The organism is Francisella sp. SYW-9 (genome assembly GCF_008711465.1).
GTDB lineage: Bacteria > Pseudomonadota > Gammaproteobacteria > Francisellales > Francisellaceae > Francisella.
The window spans coordinates 172,208-194,835 of the sequence record NZ_VXKQ01000009.1 but is presented as its reverse complement, the minus strand read 5'-3'; the positions used below and the strand labels follow the sequence as shown (position 1 = coordinate 194,835).

Sequence of the window (22,628 nt, the reverse complement as noted above, 5' to 3'; positions counted from 1 at the left end):
ATGGCACAAAAAAAGTAAGTTGTCTATTGTTGCACTTGCTTAAAAAAACAACTGGAGACTATAGTTCATAGGTTGTGGTAGAGTCCAAGCTTTACTGATAAAACATTGATTGAGCAGTATTTGATAGATCATCCAGATTCAAGTATACTAGATATAAAAGAAGCATTATCCCCTGATACTCCAAGAAGTACATTTTATGATTGTCTTAATAGACTTGGTTTAAGTTTTAAAAAAAGACTCCAAAATATGAAATAAAGAAAAAACATGAAAGGTTGGAGTATATAGAAAAAATTAAAAGAAATAGCTCAAACCTGTTAGTTTATATAGATGAGATGAGATGAGATGAGACAATAAGCTTTCTATACTAAGAGGATGGTTACTAACTGGTGAGCCTAGTTATGGTGAGGTTTTAGCATAGCTAGTGATTTTTTTAGACTTTATATTTATGAAACTAAGTACTTTCTACTGTTTTAAGTTAACTTATCTTTAGCTATTCTTGTCTAAAAAATTATGTTAATGGATGAGCTTAAATGGAAGCATGTTATTCTTGCCAGAAAAGTGGAAGTCAGTCTACAATAAAATCAATTCAGGATCAGCGTCAATTATATAAGCTACAATGTGGGCATTATTTACATTTGAGATGTATAGCGGAGCTTCTTAAGACTAGTCAGAAATGTCCATTTCCAGATTGTGGAGGAGATCTCTCTTCTAAGGACATAAGTTTAATAAGAGGAGTATCTAGATCTTTAGGTTATAGCTACCATTTTAATTATATACCAAAAGAGATGAAATTTTTTAAAAATCCTTATGTACAACCTGGAGAGCTTGTTACTATTTCTCTTGATATAAATGAAAATGACCTACAAAGTAGTCTAAATGGGTGTTTCAAGACTTTGAAAGAAGGCTCATACGAGCATTATCAAAATATTTCTCTAGAGCTCCTTATTTGCACTCAACCATCCCAAGCTATTAATCATAACATCTTATTTTGTAAATATGATATAGAAATAGAGGACATAATATCTTCACTAGAAAATGCTAGAACTTTGTTTATTGTTAAGGATCTGCCACAAAATAGAAAATATCCAGAAAATGTAATTGTAGATAGGCCCTCTTATACGATATATGAATTATTAGAAAAAATAACTAGACATTTAATAAAGGTCAAACTACAAGATCTTATAACAAAATCTGTTGAAGAATATATTAAATGGTCTCAGAATCTAAGTAGAATGAGCATTTTCAAACATGGTGAGAGTGGGAGAAGAAGGACGTTAGCTCTTAAAAGGGAAGCTTATAAAGCAAAGAATGCACAAGAAGTTGTTAGAGCAATAAAAAATTTTTTTAATAATACTATAACAGATGAGCGTGGAAAGACAATTCCAGGCTCAATAAACACTAACAATCACTCATTTATAAGCTTTTTTCTAAATGAGCTAAAATGTAGCATGTATCTTAATAAGATATTGTTGCCGCCAAATCTAGGGCTAGCTAGAGAAATTGATTATACGAGTCCTAGTGAGAAAATCATAAGAAATCAAGCTAAACAAAGTTTGAGCCAATTACCCAGAAGTATGAATATAGGAGTAAGGTAATAATTTTTAACTAATGATGTTTATGTAAATATAAGTATGTATTCTGCACTACTTATATCTGCATATTTGTGACTATTTATTAGTTCAATGAAAATTATTTTTTATCATGCATAATGAGAAAGCTAATACAAAAAATAGAGGATTATACACATAGGTCAAATGGTATTTTTAGTAGGCATGGTGAAGAAGGTAAAAAAAGAACTCGGTTATTGCAGGATATTGTAAATAGGTATTGGTTAAGTTCTATTTATGATGAAAGTTGGAAAGAAAAATTAAATTATTTTTTGGATAGATATTTAAAAAGCGAGTTTAGCTCTAGTGATCTAGATGAGTTTATAATTAAATCCACTGATAAGTGCTAGGAATATTCTAAATGGTGGAAGCTCTAGTAATAACTCACTAAGAACCTATATAAGAGGTGTTCTAAGTGAAAATAAGAATATTTATAATTGTGATGTAAAGTTACCAGAAAAAATTTCAAAAAAATTAAATCTTTGTATATTTTCCTATAAAATATTTTCTCAGCTAACATATCATATTGATCCTCTTTTTGAAGATTATGGAGTAGCTAAGTCTAAAGCTTTAAAAGAAATATCTCCGGTGGAAAGGCTTGACTATGTTGCTTCAGATGTTTTATTAAAGGATTATAGTTTCCCTGATTTTAATAAGCAAAACCTTTATATCCCAGTATACAATTGGATAGAGGCATTTGACATCCCCGAAGATATAAAAGATAAAATAAAAAATATTTATTTTACTCATAATGGTAGCAATAAATTAATTTCAGCTAGTGAAGGATTAGGGGGTAATATTGATCTTTATATCTTTACTGGGGAACAGGTGCAACTGCAAATAGACCAAATCAAAAGCAAACATCATATCTAGGATATGTATTACATGATACTCTTAACAAAGAAATTAATATTGTTTTTAGAGGGTCTCGTTCTGGTGATGAAACTTCAGCGTTTTTAAATGCTCTTATTTATAGTAAAGGAACTGCCGATTGGGTGACTGATATGAATATTTATAAAACTCAAGTGTCCGATGCTTTTATTAACTCTAGCCTAAAAGAGTATTGCTTTGGTGAGAATCTAAGGAATATAAATATCTCATCTGGTTTTGCATTAGCAGCATATTCTGTTAGAGAAAATTTAAAGAGTATTTTACAGAGTATAGAAGTTATTGGAGAATATCCTGTAGTAAGTATTACAGGGCATAGTCTTGGAGGGGCTTTAGCACAAATATGTTATCTTTCTATGAGATACGGTAATTATTATAGTAGCATTAAATATGATAAAAAGGAGAAGTTATTCTGCTATCCTTTTTCAGCACCACCATTTATTGAAATCGTATCACAAAACCTTTTACTTAAAGAGCAAGAAATTCTTGAGTCTTCAAATATATTTCATACATTTATCAACTCTGATTTAGTTCGTGATATAGATATTGATAACTCTCCAAACCCAGGAGCTCTTAATTTGGGGACTAGCTCTCTAGGATTAAGGCACACTGGTGTAAGAAAAAATATAAAGCATCCTGGTAAAGTTATTTTTCGCTTAAATTCAGGACTATTATCAAAGATAGCATTTCCACAGTCTCATAGTTATAATCTATTATTTGATGAGATTCATAATGTATTCAAGCAACAAGATATAGAAAAAAGAGAGTGTTGTTGTACATTTTCAGATAAAACATTACTAGAAGATCTTAAAAAGCTTGTTGATAATCTTAAAGAAGATGCAAGAGTTGAATATATAAAGGAAATACGCCTAGCTAACTTCATAGTTGCTTTACGCTTAATTTCAAAAAAAATGGCATCCTCTTTATCTGTTAAGTTAACCAAAGAACATTTTCAGATTTATGAAAAAGAAATAGTCAAGGTTTTAGAGTCTTGGGAGAGATTCCTTACAAACCCGGAGAAATGTAGTAGAAAGGATTTACTTACTAAACTTAAGGGTTTAATAATATTATTAAGTGAGGATAGCAGATACAAGACTGTTGGAAGCTATACTAAAGCATTTAGAGTAAAGTTAATCATTTTATTTTTTTGCATAAAATTTTCTACAGACACATCGCTTTTTAGGGCATAAATAATAATCTAGATTTATTTATAGAAAGAAAATTAATCAGTGATATTTTATTTAAATAGGCAAGAGCTATTTACGATCAGCGTATATTTTTGCTTGAGCTGCTGATAATCTTGCAATTGGTACTCTAAATGGTGAGCAAGACACATAGTCTAGATCTAAATCATGACAAAAGCCTACAGAGTATGGCTCACCACCGTGCTCACCACAAATACCCATCTTTGCATTAGGATTGACAGCTTTTACGCCTTCTTTGGCTATTTCCATCAGCTTACCAACACCTTTGGGATCAAGTCTAGCAAATGGGTCAAAGCTTAAGATACCATGCTCAAGATAATCTTTGATAAACTTATTAGCATCATCTCTACTAAAGCCAAAAGTCATTTGTGTTAGGTCATTTGTACCAAATGAGAAAAACTCACTACCAGCTTCAGCTAGCATACCAGCACCAATAGCACCACGAGGAGTCTCAAGCATTACACCAACTTTATACTCAATTTCAATATTTTCACGTTTAAGGATAGTGTCAGCGACTTCTCTAACAATTCCACTTAGAAGCTTAAACTCACCAAGAGTACTTACTAAAGGAATCATTAGCTCAGGTTTAACATCGATACCCATGCGTTTACTAGAAATCGCAGCATATATGATAGCTTTTGTCTGCATTTCTATGATTTCTGGGTATGTAACAGCAAGTCTACAGCCTCGATGCCCCATCATTGGATTCATTTCACTAAGAGATTCGATTCGCGCTTCTAGCTCGCTATAGCTAATATTAAGTTCTCTTGCTAAAGCATCTATCTCATCAACTTCATGTGGTAAAAACTCATGTAAAGGTGGATCAATAAACCTAATTGTTACAGCTAACTTATCCATTGCCTCAAACAGCTCTTCAAAGTCTTGCTGTTGTACAGGAAGTAATTTGTCTAGAGCTTTTTGTCTTTCTCTTTTATCTTTTGCTAAGATCATTTGTCTAACATATGAGATGCGATCTTCTTCAAAGAACATATGCTCAGTACGGCATAATCCAATACCTTCAGCGCCGAAAGCTCTAGCGATAGAAGCATCTTTATATGTATCTGCATTGCATCGTACACGAAGTTTACGCACGCTATCAACAAACTTCATAAAGTCTTCGAAGTCTTGAGTAACTTCAGGATCTACAGTTTTAATAATACCTCTATAGACATTACCTTTTGTTCCATCAAGAGATAAGTAATCACCTTCTGTGAAAACCTGACCTCTCTCAAAAGTAATAGTTCTTTTTTCTTCATTAATTCTTGCAGACTCTAAACCAGAAACACAACATTTACCCATGCCACGAGCAACAACAGCCGCATGTGAAGTCATACCTCCACGTAATGTAAGAATACCATTACAAGCATTCATGCCGGCAATATCTTCAGGAGATGTTTCAATTCTAACTAATATAGTTTTCTCTTGACCTCGAGCTTTTGCTGCAAGTAATGATTCAACATCAAAGTAAATTCTCCCACTAGCAGCACCAGGAGATGCTCCAAGAGCTGATCCAAGAGGGCGTTTTGATGCTAGAGCTTTATCATCAAATTTAGGGTGAAGTAGCTGCTCTAATAAGTGAGGTTCTACCATCATCACAGCCTCTTCATTAGTGATTAGACCCTCTTTTGCCATATCAACTGCTATTTTTAATGCAGCTCTAGCTGTTCTCTTACCATTTCTTGTTTGTAGCATAAAAAGCTTACCATCTTCGATAGTAAACTCCATATCCTGCATATCTTTGTATACTATTTCTAAATTCTTTGCGATCTTTACAAAGTCCTCAAATACTTGTGGCATTTTATCTTTAAGAGTAGATATATGTGCAGGAGTTCTTACACCAGCAACGACATCTTCGCCTTGAGCATTGATTAGGTATTCACCAAAGAGTTTGTTTTCTCCAGTAGAAGGGTCTCTTGTAAAAGCTACTCCAGTACCAGAGTTATTACCAGAGTTACCATATACCATTTCTTGAACATTAACAGCAGTACCCCAGTTATTTGAGATATTATTGATCTCTCTATATATGATAGCTCTTTCAGCATTCCATGATCTAAATACTGCTTCAACGGCAGCTAATAGCTGTTGAATTGGATCTGTAGGAAACTCTTTACCAACTAGATCTTTATAAACTTTCTTATATTCAGCAACAATATCTTTGTAATCAGTTGCACTTAGATCACAGTCATTTTTTACTTTTCTTTTCTCTTTTTTATCATCAAGTATTTTATCAAAGGGTTTTTTCTCACAGTCCATAACAACGTCAGCAAACATCATTATAAATCTTCTGTAGCTGTCATAAACAAATTGTTTATTGTTTGTCTTAGCTACCATAGCTCTAGCAACTTCATCATTTAATCCTAGATTTAGAACAGTATCCATCATTCCTGGCATAGAAACTCTAGCGCCAGAACGTACTGATACAAGTAGAGGGTTGTTGCCACCACCGAAAGTTTTACCTGTTCTTTTTTCTAAATCAGCAATATGAGCAAATATTTGCTCTCTAACATTTTTACTTAGTATTTGACGGTCATCATAGTATTTAAGACAAGCCTCTGTTGTTACAGTAAATCCGTCAGGTACAGGAAGACCGCTGTTAAGCATCTCACTAAGATTTGCACCTTTTCCACCTAGTAAATCACGCATAGACTTGTTGCCTTGGCTAAAGGCATAGACAAACTTCGACATAAAAACTCCTCTCAAGTTTTATAAATTAAATTGATTCTGTTACACCCTCAAATGTAACTATTTTTCATCGTATCATATTTTTATGAATAAAAGGAAGGGCTTTATGAAGAAAATTTTTAAACTAGTTTAACTCCTGATATGAATGGGTGCAAAAATATAAATATACAGAGAGCAACTAGTCCAACCAGAATATTTAAGATATCTGATTTTATAGAAAATTTTTCTGGGAGATTTTTTTGAATCTTCGCATCCCTATGATTTGTCTGTATTATTGAGATAATAGCCCATATTACTAGACCTCCAAATAAGATTATTGCTTTTAGATTTATATTGCTAATTATATGACCTACTCCCCATGTGATGACAGCGACTAATTGAGGATTGTGAATGTATTTGATAATTCTTGATTTAATACGTCCTGAGAAAAATAGCAAAAAGCTTATTGTTACACATATAAAAGTGATCGGATGAGCTATAGTTTCTGGTAGTGAGTATATTGTTTCAGCGGATGATGTTCTCCAGCCAATTACCATTAAAACTATAGATATTACTATTAGTAATGAGAAGATTCCTTTGTAGGGATTTTCACCAGTAATATTAATAATTTTTTTCCTAAAATTAAAAAAATAGGTAGGTATAAAGTGTATCAAAGACCATATAAGTATTCCGACTATCAAATATAACATAAGCTTTTATACGTTTTTAAGTCTTATAATATTAGATCATATAATTTTGTGTTAAAGATATCAAGAATTTAGGAAGATGGAAAATTTTATTTATATCTCAAAATAATCCTAAGAACATTTAGTGTTACAGCTTGAGCATCCTGTAAGATTGGCGACAAATCCTATCTTAGTTGATAAATATTTCATCGTAAAAACAATAATTAAGGTATAAATGATAGCACCAATAATATAGCTTACTGATTTTACAGGAGTATTGATGATATTGGCTGTTTGATAAACCAATAATGCAGCCACATATGCAATTGATGTACTCCAGATTATTGATAGTATAGCCCAGCCACGAGTAGCTTCTCTAACAGTTGCGCCTATTACAGATATACAAGGTATATATAACAGCACAAATAGCAAATATGAAAAAGCAGCAATACCAGAACCAAACTTGCTAACCATATTACCCATAGCAGCAGTACTCATATTTGCATCAGCCTCATTTGAAGTTATTGGATTAAAATCAATATGTTTGAAGTTATCTATTGTAGTACTTACAGCTTGTTTAAAACTATCAATAGCACTAAAGCTTTTTGGTATACCATCATCATCAGCTTGAGTATAAATAGTATTTAGAGTACCAACAACAACTTCCTTTGCAAGTGTTCCAGTTACTAGACCGACAGTTGCTGGCCAGTTATCATTACTAACCCCAATTGGATTTAATATAGGCGTTATCTCTTTACTTCCATAGCTTAGAAGGGTTTCATCTTTAGATACGTAAATACTATTTAAACTTCCAACAATAATTGCAACAGGTACAATAACCTTACCTGCACGGATAAGAAATGATTTTAGCCTATTCCAACTATATAGCATAATTGTCTTAGCATGAGGAAGGTGATAGTTTGGAATATCTAGAATAAATGGGGATGTGTCGCCTTTTAGAAAGGTAAATTTAATTACATAACCAGTTATGATGGCACCTATTATGCCTGTGATATAAAGTAAGAATATTATAGATGCACCATGGTTTGGAAAGAAGGCAGTCGCAAAAACTGAAAATATTGCTAGCCTAGCTCCACAAGACATAAAAGGTGACATCATAATAGTCATAAGTCGATCTTTTCGTGTCTCTAGAGTTCTAGCAGCCATTACAGAGGCAACATTACAACCAAAGCCTACTATAAGAGGGACAAAAGCTTTACCTGATAAGCCAATAGATTGCATAAATTTATCCATTACAAATGCCGCTCGTGACATATAGCCAGAATCTTCAAGGATTGAAAGAAATATAAATAAGAAGCCTATTTGAGGTATAAATGCTAAAACAGTATTAATACCAGTACCAAACCCTTGAGATAATATTTCAGTGACAGTTATTGGTAAACCTATTAGGTGTGAATAATAAGCAACACCATCAATAAATATAGCGCTAGAGAAATCATCAAATAGAGGCTGTACAGCAGCTCCTAAGGTAATAGAAAATAGAAACATTAGGTACATCATCAGTAAGAATACTGGTACACCTAAGTATTTATTCATACATATTGCATCTAGAGCACTTGTTAGATTAATACGTGATATCTTTTTATTTTCTGTTGAAGTATTTATAATCTCAGCAACAGCTTGATAACGAGATTTAGCAATATCAAAATTTTGCTTTCTATCTATAGATTTTTCTAGAGTATCTAAGTCTTTAGCATTAATTTCTTGAGTAATTTGGATGTCTCTACCATCAAGTAACTCAGTTGTAAGCCATAGGTTACCTATATGATTATGACGAAGATTGCTAATTTGCTTTTCTAAGTTAAATACTGTTTTAGGGTAGAATTTTGTAAGATCAAAACTTGGAGTCTTTTGAGGAGTTGCTAAAGTTTGCTTTAGATCCTGAATGCCAATATTTTTTGAGCCAACTATAGGTAAAACTTTACATCCTAGAATTTTTTCTAACTTATCATAATGTATTACAATTCCCTTTTTAGTCGCAACATCTACCATGTTTACAGCTAAAATCACTGGTAGGCCAAGCTCTATAAGTTGAACAGTTAGATATAAGCTTCTATTTAAATTTGATGCATCTACAACATTAATAATCGCATTTGGTTTTTCTTTGACAATAAAAGAATAAGCTATTTGCTCATCAATTGAATTTTCATCTGAAACCGATAAAGAATAGATACCAGGTATATCGATAATTTCTATTTTTTTGTTATTTGAATTTAAAGTACCTACTTTCTTGTCAACAGTAACGCCAGACCAATTGCCAACTTTTTGATTAAGACCTGTTAGTGAGTTAAATATCGTTGTTTTACCACAGTTTGGGTTGCCAACTAAAGCATATTTCATAATTTGTACTCTAGAATATATTTTTTTAAAAGGTAATTTGGTGTAACAAGTATAGCAAAAGATAATTGATTGTGATATACGATAATGAGAATTATTATCAAATATTTGTTGTGATATTAGGGCTTACTCCTAGTATTTGATCATTATCATAAATCATATTGCATCTAGCAGTACCTTTAATTATTCCAGAAGTTATTTCTACTCTAGCACCTTTTGCATATTGTGGCATCCTTGCGGTTATTACAGAACAGTCATCTAAAAAAGTATTTAGGTCCTTACAAATCTTAATCTGAGATCCTATTAATGAGATATATAGTTGTTGGCTTTCATTAAAAAACTTATTGTTGTTTTGATAATAGGTTAGGTTAGATGTAGTAGTTTTACCTTTAATCGTATCAAAACTAAATGCTTAAATATCATTTCAATTATTTATGAAAGCTTGATAACTGACCTTTTCTAATCACACATTGGATATACTGGCCATACTCAGGATGAGCTTTATGTTAGCAATTTCCTGCTGCTGTTGATAAGCTTGAGCTTGTTGCTCAGGAGTGATGTTTTGTCATGTCTCATCAGATAGGATGGGTAGAACAACTAGCTATTAAAAGAGCTGAAATACCTAAAATTAATATTTTCTTTATTTAGTTTATCTCTTTAAAGTGATAATAGTTTCTTTCTATAAAACTTTAGTTCCTCTATGGATTCTTGGATATCATCTAGTGCTTTGTGGGTAGCTTTCTTATTAAAAAACTCTCCATCACCCCAGTATTCATTTAGAAGTTTTAAGCTTGTAACATCGAGCATCCTATAGTGGCAATAGTCATCTATTTTTGGCATATATTTAGCTAAAAATCTTCTATCTTGCCATATTGAGTTGCCGCATAAAGGAGAGCTTTGATATGGTACATATTGTTTGATAAAATCAAGAACCTTTAGCTCAGCCTCTTCAAGAGAAATTTTGCTATCTTTAACTCTCTGAGTAAGACCTGTTTCGCCATGAGTCTTGATACACCATTCATTCATAGTTTCTAAGACTTCATTAGGTTGGTAGATTGCGATAGGCTCAGCTTCAGCAACTACATTTAAATCTTTATCTGTGATAATTGCAGCGATCTCAATGATTTTACATTCTTCTACATCAAGACCTGTCATCTCTAGGTCAATCCAAACTAAGTTATTTGAAGACTGCATGATCTATTAGTCCTTAACTCTAGATACATAGCTAGATGTTCTTGTATCTACTTTAATAACTTCACCAGTTTGCACAAAAAGAGGGACTCTTACAACTGCTCCAGTAGATAATGTCGCAGGTTTACCACCAGTTCCAGCAGTATCACCTTTTAAGCCAGGATCTGTTTCGATAATCTCAAGATTTACAAAGTTAGGAGGAATAATTGAAATAGGCAGACCATTAAATAAAATTACTTGATACTCATCTTGATCTTTTAACCATTTTTTAGCTTCACCTAATCCTTCTTCAGAAACCATATATTGCTCGAATGTCTCTGGATGCATAAAGACATAGCTATCGCCATCAAAATATGAGTATACGGCTGTTAACTCTTCTACATCAGCGGCCTCAACAGACTCACCTGATTTAAAAGTTTTTTCTATAATACGATCGTTAAGGAGATTCTTAAGTTTGACTCTATTAAAAGCTTGCCCTTTACCAGGCTTAACAAATTCATTTTCAACAATAACCATAGGGTTACCATCTATTAAAACTTTTAAGCCACCTTTAAATTCGTTTGTACTGTAATTTGCCATTTTTAGTAGTCCTTGATTTTCTAATTGAATATTTTATGGTTTTATTAATCCCAGCATGCTGTAGGTGTTCTATCAACAATAGCACCATTGACCTGTAGTTGAATATTTATACAAGGAGAGTCAGCTGTCTGTGTTCCTTGTGCTGTCGCTGTAATAGTATATCCTGAGCCTGAGTTTATACTGGTATAAGCTAGGCTATAAAGCCCAGTTTGAGAATTTGCATGGTAGAAAGAGTTTATGTTGCTATCAGATGGGTATGAACCATTACGAATTTCAAAACTATCTGCAGCGTTTGATGCTGCTAATAGCTCAGAAGTTGCTTCGCTACGATGGCTTCTTAATACATAGTTGTTATACATTGGTATACCAATAGAGGCAAGTATAGCTATAATTGCTATTACAACCATTAGCTCAACTAAAGAAAATCCCTTAACTATAAGTAAAAACTTTTTTTTAAACATTTCTATAAACTCTAGTAAATTTGAGGCTCGCTATTTGGTCTTGTTCTATAGCGTCTATGTTGCCATAAATATTGTTCTGGGTATTTACGAATAGCATTCTCAAGAAATTTATTCGTTATCTCTGCATCTTTGTAGGTATCGCCTGTAAACTCTAAAGGTTCTCCCATTACAATTTTATATTTTTTTAAGCATTCTTCCCTTACGTAGTAGACTGGTAGTACAACAGCTCCAGTTTTTTGAGCAAGCCATGGAGTTACAGTAAGGGTAGCACAAAGTTTACCAAAAAAAGGTGCAAAAACTGAGTTCTCAATACCTGAACTTTCTAAGCCAAAATCCTGATCTGGAGCATACCACATACTGTAGCCTTTTTTTATACTCCTAATTACAGAAATAAAATTTTTACTATCAAGACATTTATAAAGGTTTTTCTCACGATATTTCTTTATCAAATCCTCTATAAGAGCATTACTGTTTTTTTGGTACATTACTGTAAAAGGAGGAAACTCTTGGCCTATATATCGTCCAATTATTTCAATACAGTGAAAATGAAAGCCTAATGTAATTAACTTTTGCTTAGGATCATTGTGGTATTTTTCAAATATTTCTCTTGAACCATCGGCCCATTCAAACTCTATTTTGTTAAATCTTTTTTTTGATAAAAACCAAGCTGCAGTAGTTTCAGCACCGGAAAGTACCATAGAATAGTAGCTTTTCTTGACGAGTTTTTCTATTTCTTTATCTGATTTCTCTGGGTAAGCGATTTTAAGGTTTTCTCGGGCAATTGTATTTCGGCTTTTTAAGAAAGGCTTAATTATAAACCCAATAAATAAAACAATATACTTATGTGTAAATAAAGGCAGCTTAGAAGCATAATTCATTATGCCAACTATAATCCATATTCCCCAGTTTTCAGGTTTAAAGTTCTTACTGCTCATTTTACTCTTAAGTTAAGGTACTAATTCCAATTCTAACATATAGTCCTCTAATCATAAATAACTAATAAATTTTTTCTTCGCCCGGAGGTCTTGTTTTATAGCGTCTATGTTGCCATAGGTATTGTTCAGGATACTTGCGAATAGCAGCTTCAAGGAATTCATTAGTCATTTTTGCATCTGTATAATCGTCACCTGTAAACTCTAGAGGTTTTCCAGATATTATTTTATAACCAGATAAATCAGGTTTTCTAATGTAATATGTTGGAACAACTACAGCATTAGTTTTTTGAGCAAGCCAAGGGGTAACTTTAAGGGTAGAGCATAGCTTATCAAAAAATGGGACAAAGATAATGTGCTCTCTAAAATCTTGGTCAGGGGCATACCATAACGTGTATTTTTTTTTGAGACTTTTAATTACTGGTATAATATTCTTTCTGTGAAAGCACTCATAGACATACTTCTTTCGTGATGATGTAATTAAGTATTCCATTAGTGGATTCTTATGTTTTTGATACATTAATGTTAATGGTGAATAATTGCTTCCTGAGTGGCGGCCAACTATTTCTAATGTGTGAAAGTGAAAGCCTAAACAGATAGTAGCTCTATCTTTATCATTATGGGCACTTATAAATGTAGTTAGTTCAGAATCATCAAAGCTTATTTTTTTAAAGTTTTTTTCTGACATAAACCATGCAATTAAACTCTCAAACCCAGCCATACATGCTGACTTGTAACTTTCACTAGCAAGTTTTTTTATTTCTTTATCTGATTTTTGAGGAAATGCGATTTTTAAGTTGATTAAAGTAATTCTCTGACGTTTTTTAATTATGGGCTTTGTTAAATAGCCAATAAAGACTGCAAGTTGCATAAGGGTTTTATATGAAAGTGTATTGACGAGTATTTTAGCGATAAAAATTAGAAACCATATTCCCCAGTATTTAGGTTTTAAAAGATATTTATCCATTTTTAACCTCTCTATTTAATCATCAATACCTACATAATGAAGATCTATTAATATATAGCTTCTTCACCTTCTGGCCTTGTTTTATAGCGACGGTGTTGCCATAAGTACTGTTCAGGATACTTACGAATAGCACTTTCAAGGAATCGATTTGTCATGTTAGCATCCTTGTATGGATCACCTGTAAACTCAATTGGCTCACAAGAAATTAGTTTATATCCTGAGAGATCTTTTTTTCTAACATAATACATAGGAACTACTGTAGCACCAGTCTTTTGTGCTAACCATGGTGTAACTGTTAAAGTAGAGCAAAGCTTATTGAAGAAGTCTACGAAAATAATATGCTCTTTAAAGTCTTGATCAGGTGCATACCACATCGTCATTCCTCTTTTTAGGCTCTTTATTACAGAGACTATGTTTTTACGCTGAAAGCATTTGTCAATATACTTTTCACGGGAAGTAGTTATGATGTGCTCCATTAAAGGGCTACTATGCTTTTGATACATTATTGAGAGAGGTTTAATATTATCACCAACATATCTTCCTGCAATTTCTAAGGAATGAAAGTGAAACCCTAAGGCTAAAAGTGTCTTGTTTGGGTCATTATGAGTGTTGATAAAAGTGTCAAACTCAGATGTGTCTATATTTAATTTCTTAAAGTTCTTATCTGACATAAACCAAGCTATTAAGCTTTCAAAGCCTGCCATGCATGCAGATTTATAGCTTTCATCAGCAAGTTTTTTTATTTCTTGGTCTGATTTTTCAGGAAAAGCAATCTTTAAGTTTGTAACAGCGATTTGATTACGTTTTTTTGCAAGAGGCTTCGCTAAAAAGCCAATACCAATTGCTAGTCGCATTAGTACCTTATATGGAAGGGTATTTACAACAGCTTTACATAGACCAACTAAGATCCAGATACTCCAATATTTTGGTTTTAGAAAAGATTTATTCATAGACTAGAAAAATATTATTTTTTGTGTGTTGCCTGATAGCGTTTTGTTATTGTCCATTGTTGCAAGATACTTATTAGGTTGTTTGTTAACCAGTATAGCACAAGTCCAGATGGGAATGATGCAAATAGGAATGTGAATATTACAGGTAAGAACATCATTATCTTAGCTTGCATAGGGTCAGCTGGAGCTGGAGAAAGTCTTTGCTGTAAGAACATTGATAGACCCATTAAGACAGGAAGTACAAAGTAAGGATCTTTCATTGATAAGTCATGAATCCAGAAAATAAAAGGAGCATGTCTTAGTTCTACAGACTCTAGTAGTACCCAGTATAATGATATGAATATAGGGATCTGGATTACCATAGGTAAACATCCACCAAGAGGATTTACTTTTTCCTCTTTATACATTTCCATCATCTTTTTACCAAGAACTTGACGATCATCCTTGTAAGTCTCTTGAAGGCGTTTGATTCTTGGCTGTAACATTCTCATTTTTGCCATAGAACGGTAGCTCTTAGCAGAAAGAGGGTAGAAGATTGCCTTAATAAGTACCGTAACTAGGATAATAGATAAGCCCCAGTTACCAACTAAAGCATGAATATGGCTCATAACCCAGAAAATGATTTCTGAGAAGAATGAAAGCATACCGTAGTCTAGAGTCTTTTCTAGATTAGGAGCTAGACTAACAAGATTGTTCTTAATAATTGGTCCTGTATATAATACAGAAGAAATATTTTGTGATTGGTTAGGTGCTATAGTAACACTTGTATACTCACCAGCTTCAAAAACATTATCATTTAGGTTTTTATAGTATATTTTTGAGTTTGATGATTGTGGTATCCAAGCAGTCAAGAAATAATGCTCTAAAAATGCAACCCAACTTTGGCCGTTATTATCAATAACTGTAGGTTTGCCATTAGTTTTAGATATATCTTTAAAAGATTCTTTTCTAAACTTGTCTTGTGGAGTTGAATAAGCAACTCCAGTGAAAGTATAGCTATGAGCATTTAATAAGCTAAAGCTATCTCCGGCAGGATCAAAATCTCTAGCTAACGAATCATCAACAATTACATTTATTGGATTAGAACTAGTGTTAGTAATTTTTTGAGCTATAGAGATATTATACTTAGAGTCATCAAAAGTATATGTTCTAGTTATATTTAAGCCATCAATAGAACCTGATAGAGTTAGGACTTGTTTGTCACCTTCTTTCTTGATACCTTGATTTTTGAACTCAACATTTACTGGCTTTCTATCTATGACAATGCTGCTCTTAGCAATGTATTCAGAACCTTGTTTTTCAGTTAGAAGGTTCATAGGAGTTTTATCTTTAAGACTAACTGTGTAGTCTTTTAAAGATGCTGAAGTGATAGCACCATTTAGTAGGCTGATTTTTAAGTTTTTGAAAACCTTGGTGTTTATAGTTACACTATTAGTTTTGTCATATTTTGAGAAGCTTGTTTTAGCTGTTAAGCTAGGAGCCTGATCTTTTGTTACATCATTGGATGTTGAATCTGTAGATTTTGTATAATGGCTATTCTCTTGAGTTTTTGCAGGTTGCTGCGTATTGTCGTGTGAAGGGAAGGTTTGCTCCCACTTGCCCACTAGAGATATAAACATTATTGCTATTATGATTAATAGTAATATTCTTACATGATTAGCTTTCATTATTTTTTTAAACCTTTTATTTTTGCCGGAACTGGGTCAAAGTAGTCTCTTTTTGCTAATGGATGGCAACGCAAGAGCCTACGTATGGTTAAATACAATCCCTTTAGTATACCATGAGATTTTAGAGCTTCTAGAGCATATGCAGAACAAGTTGGATAATATCTACATCTAGCGGGTAGAAAGGGACTAATAAAATAGCGATAAAACTTGATTAATAGTACAAAAGGAACTATTGCGATTCTTTTAAAAAATGAGAGAATTTTTCTATAGATTGCCACAATTCTTCCTTAGTAGCTTGAGATGCCGGTTTTTTGCTCAGTACAATCAGGCTTTTTTGGTCTAAGAAAAATTTGTTTAAACGAAAAAACTCTTTAACAAGCCTTCGACAAAGATTTCTTTTAGTAGCTTTTTTTATGCTTTTTTTAGGTAAGATCACACATATACCAGGATCTTTAGTGTTTCTTTTGCTTAGCAAGAAAGTAAAGTGTAACGTGCTTAGTTTATTATCAACGTTATCAAAAGCCTGCTTGATCTCACTCTTATTAAGTATATTTTGTTTTGTTAAACAAAAGTTATGCACTAAGTTTAGCTCTACCTTTAGCTCTTCTGTTTCTGATAACCTTTCTTCCGCTTAAAGTTTTCATACGAGCACGGAAGCCATGGTTTCTTTTTCTTTTTAAGTTTGAAGGTTGAAACGTTCTTTTCATTTTTATTTTCCTCTTTTAAATTTTCTTTATTTTATATAAATCACAGAAATAGTTTCGGTATTCTATAGAAAAGACAAGAATTAGTCAAATGTTATTTGTTGATGTAATTATTTGGAACAAGGGATTAAATTCATTTTATTTAGTTCGCTCCAAGATTCACTAGGGCATTTTTTAGGTTGTTTACTTGGTAAACAATAACCTTTCCAACCTCTATATTCTTGGGTGCTAAGACACTTTTTGAACTTTTTAACTTTTAGGTATGCTGGAGTCCAAGTTGAAGAGCTAGAGCCAACTACCTGTTCTTTTTGCTTAGGTTGATCTATTTGTATTTTATTTTGATTTTGTTTTGCTTGCTCAGTAGTTACGTTTATGGGCATTGCATTCATAGCAGTAGGAGCTTTTTTAATACTAGAGCCAGAGCTAATTTTTTGAGTTGAGCCACTAGATACTTGTAGGCTAAATCCAGTAGATAAAAACACACTTAATCCTAATGTTATTACTATTTTCTTCATAGTTTATATTTAAGTTTCTTAATTTTTATGTGCCTAATGATATTTATTTTTTTTGCTCTATTCAAGTTAATCGTGTTTTTTAGCATGATATAATTCTCAGTAATTATAAAATTGTAGAGAAATTGCTGATGTCAGATCTGTATCATGTTATTGGATATCCTGTAAAGCATAGCCTGTCACCAAAAATTCAGATGGAGTTAGCTAGAAAGTATAATCAAGATATGATTTTTACCGCTATAGAAGTTAACCCGGAAGATTTAGAAAACAAAATTAAAGAGTTCAAGAATAATTCTCAAATTAAAGGTCTAAGTGTAACAGTTCCACATAAAGAAAAAGTTTTTGAGCTATCTGATGATTCAGACACTACCGCAAAAGCTGTTGGGGCTGCGAGCAATGTTATTTTTACGCCTGAGCGTAAAATGATTGCTCTAAATTATGATGGTTTAGGAATAGTTAATGATATTAAAAATAACTATAAAATTGAGATTGAAAGTAAGAAGATTCTTGTAGTTGGCGCTGGAGGTGCTGCAAAAGCTGTTGTGGCTGCAATAATAAAAGAGTCTCCAGGTTCGTTGACTATTACAAACAGGACTAAGCAAAAAGCCGAAGCTATTGCTGATTTATTTAGTGCAGACTTTACTATAAAAGTTGAAGATTTTAGTAGCATTTCGGGTAGTTATGATGTTGTTATTAACTCGACATCATCAAGTATTTATAATGAGGCGCTACCGTTAAAAGCAGCCAACTTTTCCAAAGGAGCATTTGCATATGATCTTATGTATGCAGATGGAGGGACTATTTTTACAAGGTGGTGTCAGGATAATAGTATTTATGCTGCTGATGGTGAAGGTATGTTACAGGAGCTAAGCAAGGCGGTATTTAAATACTGGCGAAAGCTGTGACTAATAGAGTCTGTATGGTATTATATTAAGTATATAAAATATTAGCGTTTGCTGTAAATCGAATTTGGATAAAAAAATATTATTTCTTGGTGTTGGTGGTATTGGAGTTTCTGCGCTTGCAACTGCAGCTAGAAATCTCGGAGCAACTGTTGTAGGATATGATTATAAGCCGAATAAGCTAACATCAAAGCTTGAGTCTCTTGGGGTTAAAATATATACCTCGCTAGATAATATTCCTTTGGATAACTATGATATGGTTGTTTATTCAAGTGCGATATCATCCGATAATAGTTTTTTACAAAAAGCGAGAGCTCTTGGTATAGAGTGCCTACAAAGAGCAATGTTTCTAGCAATTCTTATGAAAGATTTTAGCTATAGTATTGCTATAACTGGAACTCATGGTAAAACAACAACATCAAGCATTTTAGCAACTTTATTATGTCATCTAGATGAAAAGAGTAGCTTTGTCGTTGGAGGGGTTGTTAAATATTCTGATTCTAATATTCAAATTAATGGTATAGATAAGTTGGTAATTGAGGCTGATGAGAGTGACGCCTCTTTTTTACATTTAAATCCACAAAGTGCAGTAATTACAAATATTGATCTTGATCATATGACAACTTACCAAAATAGTTATGAAAATCTCTTAGATAACTTTTTGCAGTTTATATCGAAAGAAACTATTCAAGATATCTATCTATGTGCAGATGATAGAGGCTGTAACGATCTGTTAGAAAAAGGAGCCTTACTAGATAAAAATATAGTTCTATATGGTTTCTCAGAAGAAGCAGATATTCTCATAAAAGATTATTATGTAACTGATAAATACACTTACTTTAAAATTAGCTATAAGGGGATAGATTTAGATTTTTCTATTCAATTGCCAGGTAGATATAATGTGCAGAATGCTACAGCATGTATTCTTTGTTGTTTAGGTTTTGGTTTTAAGTATGAAGATATAAAGCAAGCGTTACTAAATGTTGAAGGTGTAGCAAGAAGGTTTGATTTGTATACAAAAAATATTTCAGGGCATAAAGTACGAGTAATTGATGATTATGGACATCATCCTGTAGAGGTTACTAATTGTTTATCAGCAGTTAGAGATAGATTTCCAAATAAAAAGGTTATTCACGTGTTTCAACCACACAGATATACTCGAAATAGAGATTTATTTAAAGATTGGCAACAAGCTCTTTGCTTGTCAGATCAGTTAATATTATTACCAACGTATACAGCCGGTGAAGAAGTTATTTTAGGAGCAGAAAGTAAAGATATCGCTAAAAAGCTCACTAACTGCACTTTAGTAGATGATTTTAACAGTGTTGTGAGCATCTTAAAGCTGATCGTTAATGAGGATACTGTTATCTTAGTACAAGGTGCAGGAGATGTTACAAATTTAGTGGAGATGTTAGGTGAGTAGTTGTGGATAACTCAATTCTTTATGTAGTTGCGACACCAATAGGAAATCTTGGAGATATAACTCTTCGAGCTATGGATGTATTAAAAGAAGCTGATGTTATCTTGGCAGAAGATACTCGTGTAACAGCTAAGCTCTTGATGAGTCTTAATATAAGAAATGAGCAACAATTAGTATCGTGCCATGACTTCAATGAGGAGTCCAGGGTACAACAGGTAAAGCAGTTTTTAGATGATGGAAAGAAGGTTGCTTTAGTTAGTGATGCAGGAACCCCACTAATATCTGATCCTGGATATAAAATAGTTGCAAACTTGCGAAATGATAATTATAAAATAGTCCCTGTTCCTGGAGCTAGTGCTGTAACAGCTGCTTTATCTGCAGCAGGTTTGCCATCAGATAGTTTTATGTTTAAAGGCTTTTTGGCTGCAAAAAAAGCAAAAAGACAAGAGCAGATTAAAGAACTTAAGAAGCTTAGTACAACAGTTATACTTTATGAGTCAGTGCATAGGATAGAGTATTTATTAGAGGATTTAGATAGTATATTACCAGATGTGGATATTGCTGTTGCAAAAGAGTTAACAAAACAGTTTGAGACTTTCATTAATGGTAAACCTGCACAAATAATGGAATTTTTTAGGGATTCTCCAGAGAAGTTAAAAGGTGAATTTGTTGTTGTTATTGATTGTAGTGGTTTTGATAAATCTGAATCTTCAAAAATTGATAAAGATTTATTGCTTGAAGCATTACTGGATGAGTTACCTTTGAAAAAAGCTGTTAAACTAACATCAAAGTTATTAGGGCTTAAAAAAAATGATATTTACCAAAGGGCTTTAGATTTAAAAAAAGATATGGGTTTGAAAGAAAATGCTTAGTCGATCTTTGTATACTATTAAACAAATGTTTAAGCATAAAAAAATGCTTAAATCTCTAAAATATAATAATTGCCTAGAGAGTGTTGTCAATTTGACACCAGAATTTTTAAATCAACAGCAAATCAAATATTTAGCATTAGATTTTGATGGAGTGCTAGCAAGTCATGGTAAGCCAGAGATTCTTGGAGAAGTTAAGCAGTGGCTAGATGGTTTTGTTACTAAATTTGATGAAGGTAATATATTTATCCTTTCAAATAAACCTACTCAAGAAAGACTTGAATATTTTAAAAAATATTTTCCTAAAGTTAGATTTATATCCGGTGTAGCGAAAAAGCCCTATCCAGATGGTCTTAATAAAATTATAAATATTTTAGGCTGCCAACCAGAAGAAGTCGCCCTTGTTGATGACAGGCTTTTGACAGGGGCTTTAGCATGTTTTATCGCAGGTTGTTATCCAATACTTATAACAAAACCTTATGTTGATAGAGATAATTATACAAAAGAAGAGAGATTCTTTAGCTTTTTGCGCTATTGGGAACAAAAAATCTTTTTATAGAATTTTACTTGTGAGCTTTTTGATTTATCATTAATTAATAACATTTGAGATTTTGAAACTAACTTTATTTATGAAAAAAATTATAGTTCTATTAGTAGTTGTGCTTTTGTACACTAATGCATTTGCTACCTTTACCCAATCTTTTTTTGATGATCATAATCATTCAACTAATAATTTTGTACCTAAAAATAACAGCTTTCGAGATGATGCGAAGGTACAGAGGTATGGTGATGGTTTTGGTAAAGATGATTCAGAGAATTATAACTGTAGCTATGATGTTTCAGGACAGGTTCGATGTGGTGACTATAAGATTAGGAAAGATACAACTAGTGATGGCGGTAAAAAGCTTAGTAAGGAAATGTTAAAGCATCTTGAGAAGCTTAAAAAATCTAAAGATGTTAGAGAAGGTGATGACTTTAATTGTGCCTTAGATGATGGCGATGAGGCTTACTGCTGGGGTAGTAATAAAAGAGGTCAGCTAGGAACTCCAGATATAAAAAATAAAGCCTCTCTACCACATAAAGTAGACACGAGTGTTAAATTTAAAAAAGTGTATACAAAAGCACATTATGCTTGTGCACTAGATGAAAAGGATCATGCTTACTGTTGGGGAGATGGTACCTACGGTGAGGTTGGAAATGGAAAAAAAGGTCTTTTCAATGAGCCACAAAAAGTAAAAACAGATATACAGTTTAGTAGGCTGATAATGGCAAGGACATATACCTGTGGAGTTACTAAGAAGTCCAATGAGGTGTATTGTTGGGGAAAAAATAACAAAGGCACTGTGAATCTAGACTCAACGGTACCTGTTAAAATTTAAAAAATGATATTAAGAAGTTTATTTATGAAAAAAAATGTAATTATAATAGCTCTGATGTTTTTATGTAGTAGTGCTTTCGCTCTTGATACATTTACACAAAGTTTCTTTACAGCATACAATAGAAACAATGAATATAATAAAAATATAGCTTACTATGCTTCTGGCGAGCTTAGGGTTGGACATTATGATATTATTCAACCTGATTCCGGTAATGATAATGCTAAACAAATAGAAGATCATTACAAACAACTTCAAAAAGCTAAAGGTATTAGTGCGAAGAGTGGTTCTAAATGCTTTATGGATAAAAATTATAATATTTACTGTATTAATGAGAAGAATACTGATCAACCTGAAGAGCAACAGCAAGCCCAAGCATCAGATGCTTTAGGTATGAGCTTTAGTGATAAAAACAAGTTTGAAAAAGTATATGGGCAAAGTAAATATGCTTGTGCTTTAGACAAACAAGGCAGTGCATATTGTTGGGGCGATGGCGAGCAAGGAGAGATTGGTAATGGAAAACGAGGTCATTTCAGTCAGCCACAGAAAGTTAAAACAGATGTTAAGTTTAGTAGATTAAGTGTATCTAAAACATATGTTTGTGGTATCGCTAAACACAACAAAGGTATTTATTGTTGGGGTAAAAGTTCAGGCAGTACAAATTTAAATTCTGCTGTTCCTGTTCAAATATAA

The 22,628-nt window shown here is 32.7% G+C and carries 25 protein-coding genes and 1 pseudogene; 11 read left to right on the top strand and 15 right to left on the bottom strand.

What is annotated here, in order from left to right:
* Positions 1–67 precede the first annotated feature (67 nt).
* The 5 genes and pseudogenes from F3D62_RS05645 to F3D62_RS05625 form a co-directional block, all read left to right on the top strand.
* Positions 68–415: pseudogene (locus F3D62_RS05645) on the top strand (IS630 family transposase); the annotation flags it as partial.
* A 115-nt stretch (positions 416–530) separates the two neighbouring features.
* Positions 531–1,595, top strand: coding sequence for an RING finger protein (locus F3D62_RS05640; protein WP_150467271.1), 1,065 nt, complete (start codon positions 531–533; stop codon positions 1,593–1,595).
* Positions 1,596–1,708: 113 nt separating this feature from the next.
* Positions 1,709–1,957 (top strand): hypothetical protein, encoded by a 249-nt coding sequence (locus tag F3D62_RS05635; RefSeq protein ID WP_150467270.1) that lies wholly within the window; start codon positions 1,709–1,711, stop codon positions 1,955–1,957.
* A gap of 238 nt (positions 1,958–2,195) precedes the next feature.
* The gene (locus F3D62_RS05630; RefSeq protein WP_150467269.1) at positions 2,196–2,480 is read left to right on the top strand and encodes a hypothetical protein; all 285 of its coding nucleotides are present in this window, start codon (positions 2,196–2,198) and stop codon (positions 2,478–2,480) included.
* A gap of 32 nt (positions 2,481–2,512) precedes the next feature.
* Positions 2,513–3,685, top strand: a complete 1,173-nt coding sequence (locus tag F3D62_RS05625) for a lipase family protein (protein WP_318010097.1) — start codon at positions 2,513–2,515, stop codon at positions 3,683–3,685.
* Between the two features lie 66 nt (positions 3,686–3,751).
* Here the strand turns inward: F3D62_RS05625 and ppdK are convergent, their stop codons facing one another.
* The 15 genes from ppdK to F3D62_RS05550 form a co-directional block, all read right to left on the bottom strand.
* Positions 3,752–6,385, bottom strand: coding sequence for a pyruvate, phosphate dikinase (gene ppdK / locus F3D62_RS05620; protein WP_150467267.1), 2,634 nt, complete (start codon positions 6,383–6,385; stop codon positions 3,752–3,754).
* Between the two features lie 116 nt (positions 6,386–6,501).
* The gene (locus tag F3D62_RS05615) at positions 6,502–7,071 is read right to left on the bottom strand and encodes an NnrU family protein (RefSeq protein ID WP_150467266.1); all 570 of its coding nucleotides are present in this window, start codon (positions 7,069–7,071) and stop codon (positions 6,502–6,504) included.
* 108 nt (positions 7,072–7,179) lie between these two features.
* Complete coding sequence (feoB, locus tag F3D62_RS05610) at positions 7,180–9,408, bottom strand: Fe(2+) transporter permease subunit FeoB (RefSeq protein ID WP_150467265.1); 2,229 nt, start codon at positions 9,406–9,408, stop codon at positions 7,180–7,182.
* Between the two features lie 97 nt (positions 9,409–9,505).
* Positions 9,506–9,637: a hypothetical protein gene (locus F3D62_RS13140; RefSeq protein ID WP_318010096.1), complete on the bottom strand. Its 132-nt coding sequence runs from the start codon at positions 9,635–9,637 to the stop codon at positions 9,506–9,508.
* Positions 9,638–10,062: 425 nt separating this feature from the next.
* The gene (gene orn, locus F3D62_RS05600; RefSeq protein ID WP_150467264.1) at positions 10,063–10,599 is read right to left on the bottom strand and encodes an oligoribonuclease; all 537 of its coding nucleotides are present in this window, start codon (positions 10,597–10,599) and stop codon (positions 10,063–10,065) included.
* Positions 10,600–10,605: 6 nt separating this feature from the next.
* A complete protein-coding gene (gene efp / locus F3D62_RS05595) occupies positions 10,606–11,175 on the bottom strand; it encodes an elongation factor P (RefSeq protein ID WP_150467263.1) in 570 nt (189 codons plus the stop codon).
* Between the two features lie 44 nt (positions 11,176–11,219).
* Positions 11,220–11,636 carry a type IV pilin protein gene (locus F3D62_RS05590; protein WP_150467262.1) on the bottom strand — a complete coding sequence of 139 codons (417 nt, stop codon included), beginning with the start codon at positions 11,634–11,636 and terminating at the stop codon, positions 11,220–11,222.
* 11 nt (positions 11,637–11,647) lie between these two features.
* Entirely contained in the window at positions 11,648–12,571 is a 924-nt protein-coding gene (locus tag F3D62_RS05585) for a lysophospholipid acyltransferase family protein (RefSeq protein WP_150467261.1), read from the bottom strand.
* A 61-nt stretch (positions 12,572–12,632) separates the two neighbouring features.
* Entirely contained in the window at positions 12,633–13,535 is a 903-nt protein-coding gene (locus F3D62_RS05580) for a lysophospholipid acyltransferase family protein (RefSeq protein ID WP_150467260.1), read from the bottom strand.
* Positions 13,536–13,582: 47 nt separating this feature from the next.
* Positions 13,583–14,485 carry a lysophospholipid acyltransferase family protein gene (locus F3D62_RS05575; RefSeq protein ID WP_150467259.1) on the bottom strand — a complete coding sequence of 301 codons (903 nt, stop codon included), beginning with the start codon at positions 14,483–14,485 and terminating at the stop codon, positions 13,583–13,585.
* Between the two features lie 14 nt (positions 14,486–14,499).
* Positions 14,500–16,152 carry a membrane protein insertase YidC gene (yidC, locus tag F3D62_RS05570; protein WP_150467258.1) on the bottom strand — a complete coding sequence of 551 codons (1,653 nt, stop codon included), beginning with the start codon at positions 16,150–16,152 and terminating at the stop codon, positions 14,500–14,502.
* The gene (gene yidD / locus F3D62_RS05565; protein ID WP_150467257.1) at positions 16,152–16,430 is read right to left on the bottom strand and encodes a membrane protein insertion efficiency factor YidD; all 279 of its coding nucleotides are present in this window, start codon (positions 16,428–16,430) and stop codon (positions 16,152–16,154) included. The genes yidC and yidD overlap by 1 nt, the downstream gene beginning before the upstream one ends.
* Positions 16,382–16,732: a ribonuclease P protein component gene (gene rnpA / locus F3D62_RS05560; protein WP_150467256.1), complete on the bottom strand. Its 351-nt coding sequence runs from the start codon at positions 16,730–16,732 to the stop codon at positions 16,382–16,384. The genes yidD and rnpA overlap by 49 nt, the downstream gene beginning before the upstream one ends.
* On the bottom strand, positions 16,725–16,859 hold the full coding sequence (gene rpmH, locus F3D62_RS05555) for a 50S ribosomal protein L34 (protein WP_150467255.1): 135 nt from the start codon (positions 16,857–16,859) through the stop codon (positions 16,725–16,727). Before rpmH ends, rnpA begins: the two co-directional genes overlap by 8 nt.
* Before the next feature lie 107 nt (positions 16,860–16,966).
* Positions 16,967–17,371 (bottom strand): hypothetical protein, encoded by a 405-nt coding sequence (locus F3D62_RS05550; RefSeq protein WP_150467254.1) that lies wholly within the window; start codon positions 17,369–17,371, stop codon positions 16,967–16,969.
* Positions 17,372–17,499: 128 nt separating this feature from the next.
* Between F3D62_RS05550 and F3D62_RS05545 the strand changes: the two genes are divergently transcribed.
* From F3D62_RS05545 to F3D62_RS05520, 6 genes are all read left to right on the top strand, one after another.
* Positions 17,500–18,273, top strand: coding sequence for a shikimate dehydrogenase family protein (locus tag F3D62_RS05545; RefSeq protein WP_150467253.1), 774 nt, complete (start codon positions 17,500–17,502; stop codon positions 18,271–18,273).
* A 64-nt stretch (positions 18,274–18,337) separates the two neighbouring features.
* Positions 18,338–19,693 carry a UDP-N-acetylmuramate--L-alanine ligase gene (murC, locus tag F3D62_RS05540; protein ID WP_150467252.1) on the top strand — a complete coding sequence of 452 codons (1,356 nt, stop codon included), beginning with the start codon at positions 18,338–18,340 and terminating at the stop codon, positions 19,691–19,693.
* 2 nt (positions 19,694–19,695) lie between these two features.
* Positions 19,696–20,562 (top strand): 16S rRNA (cytidine(1402)-2'-O)-methyltransferase, encoded by an 867-nt coding sequence (gene rsmI, locus F3D62_RS05535; RefSeq protein WP_150467251.1) that lies wholly within the window; start codon positions 19,696–19,698, stop codon positions 20,560–20,562.
* Positions 20,555–21,118, top strand: coding sequence for a YqeG family HAD IIIA-type phosphatase (locus F3D62_RS05530; RefSeq protein ID WP_150467250.1), 564 nt, complete (start codon positions 20,555–20,557; stop codon positions 21,116–21,118). Before rsmI ends, F3D62_RS05530 begins: the two co-directional genes overlap by 8 nt.
* A 70-nt stretch (positions 21,119–21,188) precedes the next feature.
* Positions 21,189–21,938: an RCC1 domain-containing protein gene (locus tag F3D62_RS05525; protein WP_150467249.1), complete on the top strand. Its 750-nt coding sequence runs from the start codon at positions 21,189–21,191 to the stop codon at positions 21,936–21,938.
* Positions 21,939–21,962: 24 nt separating this feature from the next.
* Positions 21,963–22,628: a regulator gene (locus tag F3D62_RS05520; protein WP_150467248.1), complete on the top strand. Its 666-nt coding sequence runs from the start codon at positions 21,963–21,965 to the stop codon at positions 22,626–22,628.

Coding starts and splice junctions, on each gene's coding strand:
- F3D62_RS05640 (WP_150467271.1), top strand. CDS start 531: ATGGAAGCATGTTATTCTTGCCAGAAAAGTGGAAGTCAGTCTACAATA.
- F3D62_RS05635 (WP_150467270.1), top strand. CDS start 1,709: ATGAGAAAGCTAATACAAAAAATAGAGGATTATACACATAGGTCAAAT.
- ppdK (WP_150467267.1), bottom strand. CDS start 6,385: ATGTCGAAGTTTGTCTATGCCTTTAGCCAAGGCAACAAGTCTATGCGT.
- F3D62_RS05615 (WP_150467266.1), bottom strand. CDS start 7,071: ATGTTATATTTGATAGTCGGAATACTTATATGGTCTTTGATACACTTT.
- feoB (WP_150467265.1), bottom strand. CDS start 9,408: ATGAAATATGCTTTAGTTGGCAACCCAAACTGTGGTAAAACAACGATA.
- F3D62_RS13140 (WP_318010096.1), bottom strand. CDS start 9,637: ATGCCACAATATGCAAAAGGTGCTAGAGTAGAAATAACTTCTGGAATA.
- orn (WP_150467264.1), bottom strand. CDS start 10,599: ATGCAGTCTTCAAATAACTTAGTTTGGATTGACCTAGAGATGACAGGT.
- efp (WP_150467263.1), bottom strand. CDS start 11,175: ATGGCAAATTACAGTACAAACGAATTTAAAGGTGGCTTAAAAGTTTTA.
- F3D62_RS05590 (WP_150467262.1), bottom strand. CDS start 11,636: ATGTTTAAAAAAAAGTTTTTACTTATAGTTAAGGGATTTTCTTTAGTT.
- F3D62_RS05585 (WP_150467261.1), bottom strand. CDS start 12,571: ATGAGCAGTAAGAACTTTAAACCTGAAAACTGGGGAATATGGATTATA.
- F3D62_RS05580 (WP_150467260.1), bottom strand. CDS start 13,535: ATGGATAAATATCTTTTAAAACCTAAATACTGGGGAATATGGTTTCTA.
- F3D62_RS05575 (WP_150467259.1), bottom strand. CDS start 14,485: ATGAATAAATCTTTTCTAAAACCAAAATATTGGAGTATCTGGATCTTA.
- yidC (WP_150467258.1), bottom strand. CDS start 16,152: ATGAAAGCTAATCATGTAAGAATATTACTATTAATCATAATAGCAATA.
- rpmH (WP_150467255.1), bottom strand. CDS start 16,859: ATGAAAAGAACGTTTCAACCTTCAAACTTAAAAAGAAAAAGAAACCAT.
- F3D62_RS05550 (WP_150467254.1), bottom strand. CDS start 17,371: ATGAAGAAAATAGTAATAACATTAGGATTAAGTGTGTTTTTATCTACT.
- F3D62_RS05545 (WP_150467253.1), top strand. CDS start 17,500: ATGTCAGATCTGTATCATGTTATTGGATATCCTGTAAAGCATAGCCTG.
- F3D62_RS05530 (WP_150467250.1), top strand. CDS start 20,555: ATGCTTAGTCGATCTTTGTATACTATTAAACAAATGTTTAAGCATAAA.
- F3D62_RS05525 (WP_150467249.1), top strand. CDS start 21,189: ATGAAAAAAATTATAGTTCTATTAGTAGTTGTGCTTTTGTACACTAAT.
- F3D62_RS05520 (WP_150467248.1), top strand. CDS start 21,963: ATGAAAAAAAATGTAATTATAATAGCTCTGATGTTTTTATGTAGTAGT.